Origin of the sequence: Caballeronia jiangsuensis, from assembly GCF_046030135.1 — a bacterium.
Lineage (GTDB): Bacteria > Pseudomonadota > Gammaproteobacteria > Burkholderiales > Burkholderiaceae > Caballeronia > Caballeronia jiangsuensis.
Genome location: NZ_JAQQDB010000016.1, coordinates 1 through 11904, shown reverse-complemented (window position 1 = coordinate 11904; position 11904 = coordinate 1). Strand labels below are relative to the sequence as shown.

The window sequence follows — 11904 nt, the reverse complement described above, 5'->3', positions numbered from 1 at the left end:
TACACTTAAAGTAGTTTCTGAACTGCTTCAACGGAGGCAACAATGAGAACGAGAACTCGCGAAGTTGTTCGCATGCTCGCGACTTTCCGTCGTTCGGCGCATTGCCGAAACCTGCGTGCTGCGGCGGCAGCGCAGGAAGTGCGCGATCTTGCCAACGAAACCTCGTCCGTCGGGACATCCGAAGAGGACGAGCGTGCCGAACCGGAGATCGGACCGGTTGTCCGCAAGCCGCATCCCGGCATGCATTGAAATGCGCACGCTCAGACGCCTGCCGGATTCCTGAACGGCGAGAAGCGCCAGTGTCCGCCCGCATCCTTCACGGCGATCGCGCCATGCTCGTGCAGCACTTCGCCGATGGCGCCCGGCTTGATGTCGTCGGAGATACGGATGACGAGCAAGGTGCGCTGCGGCGTAGCATCGTCGCTGATTGACGGCGTCTGCGGTGGCTGTAGCGGCTCTTGCGGCACGTAGCGGTTGCGCGCGCCGATCACGCCCTGATGTTCGCCGTGCGCAACGTATTCGGCATCGTCTTCGTCGTGCGTGGGTGGCAGCAGCGCATCGATGTCGATTTCGCCGCGTCCCGCCCGGTAAAGATGCGCATCGTCGCGTCGCAGGCCTGCGAGCTGCAATGCGCGAAGCGCGTCATGTCCGTCGCGATAGCATCCGAACACCCCAACTATGACCTGATTCATCGTCGCCCCCTCTCTCGGCCCGCATCGTTTCCTCGAACCAAGCAACTGATGTCATCATGCGCGGTCTTCGATTCGCTTCCGCGCTGTTCGATTCGTCAGATGATCTCCAGCAACGGGCGTTCCCGCATGATGGTTTTGAAAGGAATACTGTCAATGAGCCGTTTCCCGCAGGTTGCGACCCCAACGGCTATCACCTAAAGTAGCTGAGCTTCTTTCCCGGATCCGCGCGTCACGCAACGCGCTCTTCGCGAGGTTCGAATGATTGCGAAAGCCTGTGCTTGGGTACTTGTACTGATGGCAGGCTCCGCAGCGGCGGCGCCTTGCTACAACGACGGCGATGTCGTCACGCTCGAAGGCACGGCGACGCGCCAGGCCGCGCATGAAGGGGATGCGTCCGCGAAGCCCGCGTGGGTGCTTGCGCTGTCGGGCCCGATCTGCGTGCTGAGCGCGAGCACGGGCCAGAACGCGCGGCAGCAGTCGAACGTGTCGGCGGTGCAGATCATCGATGCAACGCCCACGGAAAACGCGCGCATCCAGGTGACGGGCAAGCTCGTCACCGGCAACGTCAGCGGCTATTACGCGGTGCCCACCGCGATCTGGGTGCTCAAGCAGCGCGTGCTTTCGGGACAATGACGCTCTCGGCCCGCATGGGCGATGCGTCGAAACCCGCGATGAGTGCAAACAATGGCGAACGATCAGGCCGCTTTCGCGTGCGCCTGATAGCGCCAGTATTCAGCGACGACGATATGCAGCGGTTGATCGTCGAGCTTGCGTTCCTCGGCGAATCGCAATAAGGCGTCGAGTTGCGCGCCGGTGCAACGGAACGCTTCGCGGCGCGGAGCCGTCTGGTTTTTCTTGTGCGTGGTCATGGCAATCCTTTTTAGGACCTTCCCCGACAGGGCAGGATCGTTCGACGGGGCGGCCCGTGCGCGCGAACGCTGCCTGCTGCTTTCACATTAAGCCGGAGCCGCGCACGCGCGACCGGCTGTTAGCGCACATAGCCGTCAAGACATGACAGATAGCGCAAAGCGCGGACCCGGGTATGTGCTTAGGTCTCGTTTGCTTTCACCGCTGGAATAAACCGTTCGACTGTGCCGTTTAGCATGTGTGAACCCGCGCGGGAACCGAGACGCGGGACGAGGGAGGAGAAGCCTGTGAGCGCCGATCAACAAGCGCACGAGGAGCTCGCGCACATCGGGCGGATGATCGCGGAACTGGAGCGCGTCGCGGCGACGGAGCGCGGCGAACCGAAACGGTATGCGGTCATGCGGCCGGAGTACTGGCAGCGGCGCATCGATGCGTTGATCGTCGCATCGACGAACGAGCCGCTGCGGCGCGATGCGGCCGCGTTGCGCGAGCGCCTGGCGGAAGTATTCGCCGATGCGCACGAACGAGATACGGGGCACGCGGGAGAACTGGCGCGGGAGACCGGCAGCAGAAAATGAAGCGAAGCGACGTGCGTGGCGGCGCGTGTGACGATCGGACGATCGACATGCGCCGCCGCAGCGTCAACCCGTTTGCTCGACGGGCGTCACGTCGATATCGAGCTTCTGCGTTCCGCGCAGCACCGCGATCTTCACGGGCTTGTCGATACGCGATGCATCCAGCGTGCGCTGCAAGCCATCGACACTATCGACGGCGATGCCATCCACCGCGACGATACGATCGCCCGTGCGCAAACCGCCGAGCGCGGCCGGACTGCCTTTCACGATTTCCATCACATGCACGCCGCTCGCGAATGCGAGTTCGAAGAAGCGCTGCACGCGCCGCGAGATCGGCGTAGTCGTGCCCGCCACGCCGATATACGCACGCCGCACGCGCCCATACGCGAAGATCTGCATGATGACCCACTTCGCCGTGTCGATCGCGGTGGCGAAGGAAATGGCCTGCGCGCCGGAAATGATCGCGGTGTTCACGCCGATCACTTGCCCCGCCGAATTGATGAGCGGCCCGCCCGAATTGCCGGGATTGAGCGCGGCGTCGGTCTGGATGACGTCGTAGATCATGCGCCCCGAGGTCGAACGCAGCGAGCGGCCGAGCGCGGACACAACGCCTGTCGTCACGGTCTGCGCGAGCCCGAGCGGATTGCCCACCGCGATCGCGATCTGCCCGACGCGCAGGCTGCCCGAATCGCCCAGCTCGACATGCGGCAGCGGCTCCGCCGAGCCGATGCGCAGCACCGCGAGATCGCTCGCGGGATCGTCGCCGACGAGATCGGCGTCGAAACGCGCGCCATCCGCGAGCGTGACCACGATATGCGTCGCGCCGTGCACGACATGGCTATTGGTCAGCAGATAGCCGTCCGGCGTGAAGATGAATCCCGAGCCCGTGCCGCCGACATTGCGGCGCGCGCCGCGCGGATCGGCGACCTGGCGCTCGACTGCGATGAACACTACGGCTTGCTGCACGCGCTCGAGCGCACCGATGACCGTGCGCGAATAGGCGTCGAGCAGGGCTGAATCGTCGATATGGCCGAGCGGGGCGGAGGGCGCGGCGTCCTGCGCGCCGCGCGCAAGATCGTCGATGAATTGAGGCCGGCTTCCCATGTTCCTAGAACTCCCGATGTCTGGAAGCCGACATGCGGGTCGCTGCCGCCGATTTCAAGAGATGGTTGCGTTTGCGAGCAGCTTCATCGGCCCGAGCGTTTCGACGACGTCGCGCTGTGCAGCGTCGCGCACGAAGAGCGAGCCGGCGAAGCCGAGCGCATTCACCGCGACGCCTTCGACATGCGAGACGCCGCGCGGCACCGCGAGCATCCAGCGGCGCGTGACGAGCAGGTTGTAAGGCGCGCTCTGATGCGCGACGCCAGCGACGTCGAGCGGCTGCACGCCGATCGCGTCGAGCAGTTGCAGATAAGTCGCGTGTGCATGCGCGGGATCATCGTCGTCGAGCCATGCGGCCGCGTGCGCGAAAGCGAGTTGCGGCGCGCGAAAAATGCCGCTCGTGTGCGCGGCGTCGATGAACGGTTCGATGGGCAAGGCGTGACCATCGAGCGGCAGCGGCACGATCTGCAGATGCTTGTGCGGCTGGCTCGATCCGGCGATCGTGCCGCCGTTATAGAAGCCGAACCCATCGAAGCGTTCGAGGCATGCGAAGAGCGCCGCGAAGTCATCCTCGCCGATGAGCGATTCCTGCGGCTCGAAGTCCGTCGTCACGATCAGCAGATGATGCGCGAGCACGTTGAACTTGTTGAGCAACAGAAAGTGCCGCTCGCCGATATCGCCCACGCGCAGCGCTTCCTCGCAGGGAGAAAACGGATCGCGCCATGCGCTTGCGGCGTCCGCCGTGGCCTTCGCCGCGAGCTTCGATGCTTCCTCCTTGCGCGCGAGGTTTGCCGCTTGCCGCACGAGAAACGGTACGCCGCCATCTTCGATCACGCTTTGCACCGTGTCGAAGGAACGCAGCGCGCCGCACGCGAGCGCGCGTTGCGTTTGCGTGACGACGTCCTGCCACGAAGGGGCGTTCATTCGCGCCATGCTTCTCCTTTGCCGAACTCGTATCGATCGAGCGATGCCGCGTGCATCTCGATGCTGTAGCCGGGCGCCTGCGGCGGCATATAGCGCCCGTTTTCGATGACGACGGGATCGAGAAAATGCTCGTGCAGATGATCGACGTATTCGAGCACGCGACGATCGAGCGAGCCCGACACGCAGATGTAATCGAACAGCGAAATATGCTGCACATACTCGCACAAGCCGACGCCGCCCGCATGCGGACACACCGGCACGCCGAACTTCGCGGCCATCAGCAGCACGACGAGCACTTCGTTGAGACCGCCGAGACGGCAGCTATCGATCTGACAGAAATCGATCGCTTCCGCTTGCAGCAACTGCTTGAAGATCACGCGGTTCTGGCAATGCTCGCCGGTCGCGACGCCGATCATCGGTGCGAGGCGCCTGCGAATCGCGGCGTGGCCGAGCACGTCGTCGGGGTTCGTGGGCTCTTCGATCCACCACGGATCGAACTCCGCGAGACGGCGCATGTTCGCGATCGCTTCATCGACTTCCCAGACCTGGTTCGCGTCCATCATCAGCTTGCGCCCGGGGCCGATTTCCTCGCGCAAAATGCGCGCGCGCCGCATATCTTCGTCGAGATTGCCGCCGACCTTCTGCTTGAAATGCGTCCAGCCCGCCGCGACGCCTTCACGCGCGAGCCGGCGAATCTTGTCGTCGTCATAACCTAGCCAGCCCGCGGATGTCGTGTACGCGGGAAAGCCCTGAGCGAGCATTTCCTTTTCCCGTTCGCCGCGTGTTCCATGAATGCGCTTCAATAAGGCCAGCGCTTCCGATGGCGTGATCGCATCGGTCACATAGCGGAAGTCGAGACAGCGCACGAGCTGCTCCGGACTCATATCGACGAGCAGTTTCCACACGGGCTTCTTCTCGCTCTTCGCCCACAGATCCCACACGGCATTGACGACGGCAGCCGTCGCGAGATGGATCACGCCTTTCTCCGGGCCGATCCAGCGCAATTGACTATCGGATGTGAACGCGCGCCAGAAGCCGCCCATGTCCGCGGCGATATCTTCGATGCTCCTGCCGACGACGAGCGGCGCCAGCGCCTCGACCGCCGCGACGACGACTTCGGTGCCGCGTCCGATCGTGAACGTGAGGCCATGACCCGAGAGTCCGGGCGCATCGGTTTCGAGTATCACGTAGGCGGCGGAATAGTCGGGCGCGGCGTTCATCGCGTCCGAACCGTCGAGCGAACGCGAAGTGGGAAAGCGGATATCGCGCACGGAGAGCTTCGTGATGCTGGTCATGTTCATCTCCTCAGATGGTGGCGTGACGGCGATGCTCAGGGTTCGAACGGAGGCCTTTATAAAGGCACGAATATGCTGCAACGCACGGGCGCAATGGACATTGACAACCCGTGTTGCACCTCCTAGCCTGCTAGCATGTTAGTGCGAAATCAAGGGCGGCGTGAGCTCATCGACGAATGAAAACAGTCTTGCCGCCGACCCTTACCGCGCGTTGCCCCGATTGCACGGTTCGGAGCGCGGCAGCCTCACCGACGCCGTCGAGGAGGCGCTGCGCGCGGCCATCGTCAATCTGGCGATGGAGCCCGGCATGATGATCGACAAGCTCGCGGTATGCGAGCGCATGGGTGTATCGCGCTTTCCGGTTTCGTCCGCGCTGGCCAAGCTCGCGACCGTGGGGCTCGTCGAAGTCTTGCCGCAGCGCGGCACACGCGTCATGCCCATCGTCATGCACGATATACGTCAGCATCTCTTCATCCGCAGCGCGCTCGAAGTGGAGACCGTGCGCACGCTTGCCGTTGCGTGCGATGCAGCCACGCTCGATGCACTCGATGCGAACCTCGACCGCGAAACCGACGCAGTGCAGCAAGGCCTGCGTCGCGAGTTTCATCTGCTCGATCTCGCGTTTCATGAACTGCTTCTCGATGCGATCAACTTGCCGCGTGTGAAGGAAATCGTCGCTGCATCGCGCAATGCGCTCGATCGCGCGCGCCGTCTGATGGCGAGTCCAGAGCGTCACGCGCATACGCTCGCCGAGCACACACGCATCGCCGATGCGATCCGCGCACGCGATGGCGATGCCGCCGCGCGCGCGATGCACGATCACCTGGATGAAGTCGTCGCGGAGCTGCGGCGCTTTTCCGCTGAAAGACCGGACCTGTTCAGGGAGTAGGAGACAAGAAAGACGAGCGATACATGTGGTCAACCGCAATGGAGGAGACACACAATGAACCTGTTCAAGCAAATGGGCGCCGTGACCGCGCTCGCGGCCGCATGGCTCGCCGCGTCGCCGGCGATCGCGGCCGAGGACTTCAAGGGCGTGACCGTCAACGTGATGACTTTTGTCGGCCCGCAAATCGCCGAGCCGCTGCAACGCCGCGCGCCCGAGTTCGAGAAGCTCACGGGCGCGAAGGTGAATGTGCTGACGGTGCCGTTCTCTGACCTTTATCAGAAGCTGTTGACCGATTGGGCTTCGGGCACGAATTCCGTCGATGCGGCGGTTTTCGCGCCGCAATGGATGGTCGATTACACGAAGGGCGCTTTCCTTGAAGACCTGACGCAGCGTGTCGCCAAAGACACGGCGTTGAAGGAAGACGACGTGATGCCGTTCTTCGTCGACTTCTCGCAGAAGTACAACGGCAAGACCTATCTCGTCGCGCTCGATGGCGACTTCCAGATGGTCTACTACCGCACGGATATCCTTCAGCAACTCGGCAAGCAGCCGCCGAAAACCTGGGACGATTACCTCGATATCGCGAAAGCCGCGAACGGCAAGGCCTTCGGCGGCGACGGCAAGCCGGTCGCAGGTTCGTGCATTTCGAAGAAGCGTAACGCGCAGGCGTATTGGGCGATCATCTCGATCGCGGGCGGTTACCTGCAATCGAAGGGCACGGCGCAAGGCGCGTTCTTCGATCCGCGCAACTTCAAGGCGCTCGTGAACAACGACGGCTTCAAGGAAGCGTTGCGCGTCTACAAGGAATCGACGACTTACGGACCGCCCAACGAAATCAATCTCGATGTCGGCGACACACGCAGCGCGTTCATCTCTGGCCATTGCGCATTGACGCTCGACTGGGGCGATGTCGGCGTGCTGGCGATCGATCCGAAGCAGTCGAAGGTGATCGACAAAGTGGGGGCGGTGATTCTGCCCGGCTCGCGCAAGGTGGTCGATCGCGACACGGGCAAGCTCGTGCCGTGCGACAAGACCCGGTGTCCTTATGCGATCGACGGCGTGAATCACGCACCGTTCGCGGCCTTCGGCGGCTGGTCGGGCGGCATCAATGCGAAGGCGAAGCCGAAGGTGAAGGACGCCGCTTATGCGTTTCTCTCGTTCATGAGCCAGCCGGCGCAATCGAACGTCGATGTGACGATCGGTGCATCGGGCTTCAATCCGTATCGGCGTTCGCAATTCACGGACATGTCGGCGTGGAAGAAGGCGGGCATGAGCGACGCGGCCGCCAAGTCGTATCTCGGCGCGATCCAGCAGAGCCTGCAAAGCCCGAACATGATCATCGATCTGCGCATTCCGCAGAACCAGCGCTATGAACAGGTCGTGCTCGATACGGCGGTCGCGCGCTTCGTCGCGGGCGAAATCGATGCGGATGCCACGATGAAAGCCATCGACAGCGGCTGGGGCGAAATCACCGACGATCTCGGCAAGGACACCCAGTTGCGCGCATACAAGGCGTCGATCGGCGCGAAGTGACGAAGAAGCGGGCGCGTTCATTCCCGACGCGCCCGCGTCGCAATGGAGATTCGATGAATACGCCGTCCCACGCATCGTCCGTGGTCGCGAACGAGCGAGGCTCGCGCGCGCGCGTCGCCAACTGGCTCGACCGGCAGGCGCCCTTCGTATTCGTGTTGCCTACGGTGCTGCTGATTCTCGCGTTCTCGATCTTTCCGCTCGTGGCGTCGGCCTATCTTTCGCTCACGCGCTTCGAGCTGGGCGAGGGCGGCTATCAACTGACCTTCACGGGCCTGCGCAACTACGTGCGGCTCTTTTCCGGCAGCCAGCAATATCACTTCACCGGCGTGTTCCGCGCGCCGGGAATCGTCAGCATTGCAACTATCGTGATTGCCGTGCTCGCGGTGATCTACTGGTTCTATCGCTATCTCGGAAGCGACGGGCGCTCGATCATGGGCACGCTCGGCCGATCGATCAGCGCGGCCGCGTTTCTCGCGCTCGTGTGGCTCGCAGCGAACACGCTCGGCGGCGGTGGCGCGCTCGGCAGCCTGATGGTGACGATCTTCTATGTCGTGCTCGGCGTCGCGCTGCAATTTCTGGTCGGCCTGGGGCTTGCCTATCTGTGCACGCTGCCGCTCAGGGGCGGGCGCTTCTTCCGGCTCCTCTTCTTCCTGCCGCTGATGGTGACGCCCGTCGGCATCGCTTACATGTTCCGCATGATGGCCGATACGTCCATCGGACCGCTTGCGCCGGTATGGTCGTGGCTCGGCCTCGGCCAGATTTCGTGGGCGGCGGACCCGTGGCTTGCGCGGCTCGTCGTCGTGATCGGCGATACATGGCAATGGGTGCCCTTCATGTTCCTCGTGATGCTCGCCGCGCTCGAAGGCACCTCGCGCGAGCAGATCGAAGCGGCGCAACTCGATGGCGCATCGGCGTGGCGCGTGTTCCGCGATGTCACGTGGCCGTCCATCGCGCCGGTCGCGGCGAGCGCGGTGCTGATCCGGCTGATCGAGGCGTTCAAGATCGTCGACTTGCCGAACGTGCTGACGAATGGCGGCCCCGGCATCGCGACCGAATCGATGACGCTGCACGCGTTCATCGAATGGCGCGCGCTGAATCTCGGCGGTGCGTCGGCGGTGGCGTACATGCTGTTCTTCGTCTCGACGATCGCGTGTGTATCGTTCTTCCAGTTCGTCGTGCGGCGCGCGCGGGGAGATCAGTGATGAACGCGTTGAAACGCTGGTTCGTGCCCGCGCGTCTGGATGAACTGCCGATCGGCGGCAAGGCGATCGCGTATCTGCTGCTCGGGTTCTGGTCGCTCGTCGTGCTGTTTCCGCTTTACTGGATGGCGATAACGTCGTTCAAGCTGCCGGTGGATGTATCGACGGGACCGCTCTACATACCTTTCGTCGACTTCGAGCCGCATCTCGACGCGTGGCATTACATCTTCGTCGATCTCGGGCCGGACACGTATCGGCCTTATATGAACTCGCTGATCGTCGCGACATGCGGCACGGCGGCTTCGGTCTTTCTCGGCTCGATGGCCGCGTATGCACTCGCGCGCATCGAGTATCGGCCGCCGGTTGCGGCGGTGGGTCTCGGCGTCTTGTTGATCGCGCTGCTGATCGCGGCGGTCGCGTGGGGACATGTCGATCTGCGCATCGCGCTCGCGGTCGCGCTCGCGCTGTTCTTTCTGCTGCTGCGCCCGATCGTGCGGCGCGCGCGCAGGCATCTGAGCAATGACGACATTCTTTTCTGGGTCGTATCGCAGCGCATTCTGCCGCCCGTCGTCACGGTGATCCCGATCTATCTCACCTTCAGGGACGTCGGGCTGCTCGACACGCATCTCGCGCTCATCATCACGTATGCGACGGCGAACCTGCCGATCGTCGTGTGGCTGATGTTCGATTTCTTCGATGGCGTCCCGCGCGAGATCGAAGAGAGCGCGCAGATAGACGGCGCGACGCGCTTCTCGATACTCTTCGGCATCGTGCTGCCGCTCGTCGCGCCGGGTCTCGTCGCAACGGGTCTGCTCGTGCTGATCCTCTCGTGGAACGAGTACCTCTTCGCGCTCTTTCTGACGACAGCGAACGCGCAGACGATGCCCTTGCTCGTCGCCGCGCAGAACGCGACGCGCGGGCCGCAATGGTGGAACATGTCGGTGCTGATACTCATCATGATCCTGCCGGTGATGCTGCTGACGCTCACGCTGCAGCGCTTCATCGTGCGGGGCATTCTCGTGGGAGCCGTGAAAGGATGACGGTCATGGATAGCGAGGCGGTGAAGGTCGACGACGCCCGCCTGACGAAGATCGCGGCGGCGCGCCAGTCGAAGAGCGTGTCGTTGAGAAACGTCGGCAAGACGTTCGGCGATACACGCGTGCTGCACGATTTGTCGCTCGACGTGCAGGCGGGCGAATTCCTCGTGTTGCTCGGCGAATCGGGTTGCGGCAAGACGACGGCGCTGCGCATCGTCGCGGGACTCGAATCGGCGACGGAAGGCGCGGTGTTCGTCGGCGATACCGATGTCACGCATCAGTTGCCGCGCGATCGCGATGTGGCGATGGTGTTCCAGTCGTATGCGCTCTATCCGCACAAGACCGTGTTCGAGAACATCGCGTATCCGCTCATCGTGCGAAAGCGCCCGAAGGCCGAGATCGAAGCCGCCGTGCGCGAAGTGGCCGCGAGCGTGCAACTGGAGCCGTTGCTGTCGCGCTTTCCGCGACAGTTGTCCGGTGGACAGCGTCAGCGTGTGGCGCTTGCGCGCGCGATCGTGCGCCGGCCCGCGGCGTTTCTGATGGACGAGCCGCTCTCCAATCTCGATGCCAAGCTGCGCGGCCACATGCGCGCCGAGTTGAAGCACATGCAGCACGAACTCGGCATCACGACGATCTATGTGACGCACGATCAGATCGAAGCGATGACGCTCGCGCATCGCGTGGCCGTCCTCGACAAGGGCGCGCTGCAGCAACTCGATACGCCCGCGCGCATCTATTCGGACCCGGCGAATCTGTTCGTCGCGGGCTTCATCGGTTCGCCGCCGATGAATTTTCTGCGCGGCACGCTCGCGCAAGGACGCTTCGATGCGCCCGGCATCTCGCTCGACACCTCGGCTCGTCACGAGGGCCGGGCGGTGCTCGGTGTGCGCCCCGAGGAATGCTCGCTCGTGGCGCAAGGTGATGGCGAATTGCAGGGGCGCATCTATTCGGTCGAGTTGATCGGCGATCATTCGCTCGTCACGATGAACGTCGGTGAACAGCAGGTGGTCGTGAAGGTGCCGAATACTTTTGCGGGCGAGATCGGCGGGGGCGCCGGGGTGCGCGTGAATCGCGAGCGCATCTATTTCTTCGATGAAAGCGGCGCGCGCATTCGCTCGACCGTTTGAAAAACGTAAGCCTTAACGCTTGCCGCGAAGCGTTCCCGTTCGTGTGGTCTATATTGGATTTATAACGATCCGATATGGAGGTGCGACATGAGGCGCATCTATTTTCTGCTCCCGAACGTGGCGAGCGCAAAGGGGATCATCGACGAACTGTTGCTGAAGCGAATCGAATGGCGGCATATGCATGTGCTCGCGCGGCCTCATGAACCGCTGGAGGATTTGCCGCAGGCGACACTCGTTCAACGCAGCGATCTCTTGCCCGCACTGGCGCGGGGAACGGCTGCCGGCGGCGTGACGGGCGTGCTCGCGGGGCTCGTGGCGATGGCGTTTCCACCCGCGGGTTTGACGATAGCCGGGGGCGCGGTCGTTTGCATGACGCTCGCGAGCATGGGGTTCGGCGCCTGGGCCGCGACGATGATCGGAGTGGGTATTCCGAATACGCGCTTGCGGCGCTTCGAGCACGCGATCGAAGAGGGCGAGTTGCTGATGATGGTCGATGTGCCGAAGGATCGGGTCGAGGAAATCGAGGCGCTGGTGAAGAGTCATCATCCGGAGGCCGATGTCGAGGGGGCCGATCCTACGATTCCGGCTTTTCCTTGATGGTTTTGTTTTTTGCCGGATCCCGGTTTGTTGTTGGTCTATTAGCGTTGCCCCTGTGCGGGGCGGCA

Annotated in this window: 14 protein-coding genes; 9 read left to right on the top strand and 5 right to left on the bottom strand. The window is 63.2% G+C overall.

The annotated features are described in order from the left end of the window. Nucleotides 1-42: 42 nt before the first annotated feature. On the top strand, nt 43-249 hold the full coding sequence (locus tag PQR08_RS18315) for a hypothetical protein (protein ID WP_250484898.1): 207 nt from the start codon (nt 43-45) through the stop codon (nt 247-249). Nucleotides 250-260: 11 nt separating this feature from the next. On the opposite strand, the gene PQR08_RS18310 is transcribed toward PQR08_RS18315, so the two are convergent. Beyond that, nucleotides 261-692 (bottom strand): hypothetical protein, encoded by a 432-nt coding sequence (locus PQR08_RS18310; RefSeq protein WP_250484897.1) that lies wholly within the window; start codon nt 690-692, stop codon nt 261-263. 294 nt (nt 693-986) lie between these two features. On the opposite strand from PQR08_RS18310, the gene PQR08_RS18305 reads away from it, so the two are divergent. Then, complete coding sequence (locus PQR08_RS18305; protein WP_250484896.1) at nt 987-1325, top strand: hypothetical protein; 339 nt, start codon at nt 987-989, stop codon at nt 1323-1325. Nucleotides 1326-1387: 62 nt separating this feature from the next. Here the strand turns inward: PQR08_RS18305 and PQR08_RS18300 are convergent, their stop codons facing one another. Next, a complete protein-coding gene (locus tag PQR08_RS18300) occupies nt 1388-1561 on the bottom strand; it encodes a hypothetical protein (protein ID WP_187607923.1) in 174 nt (57 codons plus the stop codon). 285 nt (nt 1562-1846) lie between these two features. Here PQR08_RS18300 and PQR08_RS18295 point away from each other — a divergent pair, with 285 nt between their 5' ends. Continuing rightward, nucleotides 1847-2137 (top strand): hypothetical protein, encoded by a 291-nt coding sequence (locus tag PQR08_RS18295; RefSeq protein ID WP_250484895.1) that lies wholly within the window; start codon nt 1847-1849, stop codon nt 2135-2137. 63 nt (nt 2138-2200) lie between these two features. On the opposite strand, the gene PQR08_RS18290 is transcribed toward PQR08_RS18295, so the two are convergent. Genes PQR08_RS18290 through PQR08_RS18280 form a run of 3 tightly spaced genes read right to left on the bottom strand, consistent with a single transcriptional unit; the run spans nt 2201 to nt 5454 of the window. Then, the gene (locus PQR08_RS18290; protein WP_035506043.1) at nt 2201-3238 is read right to left on the bottom strand and encodes a S1C family serine protease; all 1038 of its coding nucleotides are present in this window, start codon (nt 3236-3238) and stop codon (nt 2201-2203) included. A 54-nt stretch (nt 3239-3292) separates the two neighbouring features. After that, a complete protein-coding gene (locus PQR08_RS18285) occupies nt 3293-4168 on the bottom strand; it encodes an ATP adenylyltransferase family protein (protein WP_250484894.1) in 876 nt (291 codons plus the stop codon). After that, nucleotides 4156-5454 carry an L-fuconate dehydratase gene (locus PQR08_RS18280; protein WP_250484893.1) on the bottom strand — a complete coding sequence of 433 codons (1299 nt, stop codon included), beginning with the start codon at nt 5452-5454 and terminating at the stop codon, nt 4156-4158. Before PQR08_RS18280 ends, PQR08_RS18285 begins: the two co-directional genes overlap by 13 nt. A 160-nt stretch (nt 5455-5614) precedes the next feature. Here PQR08_RS18280 and PQR08_RS18275 point away from each other — a divergent pair, with 160 nt between their 5' ends. From PQR08_RS18275 to PQR08_RS18250, 6 genes are all read left to right on the top strand, one after another. After that, nucleotides 5615-6343, top strand: a complete 729-nt coding sequence (locus PQR08_RS18275; RefSeq protein WP_250484892.1) for a GntR family transcriptional regulator — start codon at nt 5615-5617, stop codon at nt 6341-6343. 54 nt (nt 6344-6397) lie between these two features. Then, entirely contained in the window at nt 6398-7876 is a 1479-nt protein-coding gene (locus PQR08_RS18270; RefSeq protein ID WP_238293180.1) for an extracellular solute-binding protein, read from the top strand. A 53-nt stretch (nt 7877-7929) separates the two neighbouring features. Beyond that, nucleotides 7930-9078 (top strand): carbohydrate ABC transporter permease, encoded by a 1149-nt coding sequence (locus PQR08_RS18265; RefSeq protein ID WP_250484891.1) that lies wholly within the window; start codon nt 7930-7932, stop codon nt 9076-9078. After that, nucleotides 9078-10115: a carbohydrate ABC transporter permease gene (locus PQR08_RS18260; RefSeq protein WP_250484890.1), complete on the top strand. Its 1038-nt coding sequence runs from the start codon at nt 9078-9080 to the stop codon at nt 10113-10115. The genes PQR08_RS18265 and PQR08_RS18260 overlap by 1 nt, the downstream gene beginning before the upstream one ends. 5 nt (nt 10116-10120) lie before the next feature. Next, nucleotides 10121-11239 carry an ABC transporter ATP-binding protein gene (locus tag PQR08_RS18255; protein ID WP_313761188.1) on the top strand — a complete coding sequence of 373 codons (1119 nt, stop codon included), beginning with the start codon at nt 10121-10123 and terminating at the stop codon, nt 11237-11239. A gap of 87 nt (nt 11240-11326) precedes the next feature. Further along, on the top strand, nt 11327-11836 hold the full coding sequence (locus tag PQR08_RS18250; protein ID WP_035506030.1) for a hypothetical protein: 510 nt from the start codon (nt 11327-11329) through the stop codon (nt 11834-11836). The last annotated feature ends 68 nt before the right edge of the window (nt 11837-11904 follow it).

Excerpts from the sequence above, each read along its gene's own strand:
- PQR08_RS18315 (WP_250484898.1), top strand. The coding sequence starts at position 43 with ATGAGAACGAGAACTCGCGAAGTTGTTCGCATGCTCGCGACTTTCCGT.
- PQR08_RS18310 (WP_250484897.1), bottom strand. The coding sequence starts at position 692 with ATGAATCAGGTCATAGTTGGGGTGTTCGGATGCTATCGCGACGGACAT.
- PQR08_RS18305 (WP_250484896.1), top strand. The coding sequence starts at position 987 with ATGGCAGGCTCCGCAGCGGCGGCGCCTTGCTACAACGACGGCGATGTC.
- PQR08_RS18300 (WP_187607923.1), bottom strand. The coding sequence starts at position 1,561 with ATGACCACGCACAAGAAAAACCAGACGGCTCCGCGCCGCGAAGCGTTC.
- PQR08_RS18290 (WP_035506043.1), bottom strand. The coding sequence starts at position 3,238 with ATGGGAAGCCGGCCTCAATTCATCGACGATCTTGCGCGCGGCGCGCAG.
- PQR08_RS18285 (WP_250484894.1), bottom strand. The coding sequence starts at position 4,168 with ATGGCGCGAATGAACGCCCCTTCGTGGCAGGACGTCGTCACGCAAACG.
- PQR08_RS18280 (WP_250484893.1), bottom strand. The coding sequence starts at position 5,454 with ATGACCAGCATCACGAAGCTCTCCGTGCGCGATATCCGCTTTCCCACT.
- PQR08_RS18270 (WP_238293180.1), top strand. The coding sequence starts at position 6,398 with ATGAACCTGTTCAAGCAAATGGGCGCCGTGACCGCGCTCGCGGCCGCA.
- PQR08_RS18265 (WP_250484891.1), top strand. The coding sequence starts at position 7,930 with ATGAATACGCCGTCCCACGCATCGTCCGTGGTCGCGAACGAGCGAGGC.
- PQR08_RS18260 (WP_250484890.1), top strand. The coding sequence starts at position 9,078 with ATGAACGCGTTGAAACGCTGGTTCGTGCCCGCGCGTCTGGATGAACTG.
- PQR08_RS18255 (WP_313761188.1), top strand. The coding sequence starts at position 10,121 with ATGGATAGCGAGGCGGTGAAGGTCGACGACGCCCGCCTGACGAAGATC.
- PQR08_RS18250 (WP_035506030.1), top strand. The coding sequence starts at position 11,327 with ATGAGGCGCATCTATTTTCTGCTCCCGAACGTGGCGAGCGCAAAGGGG.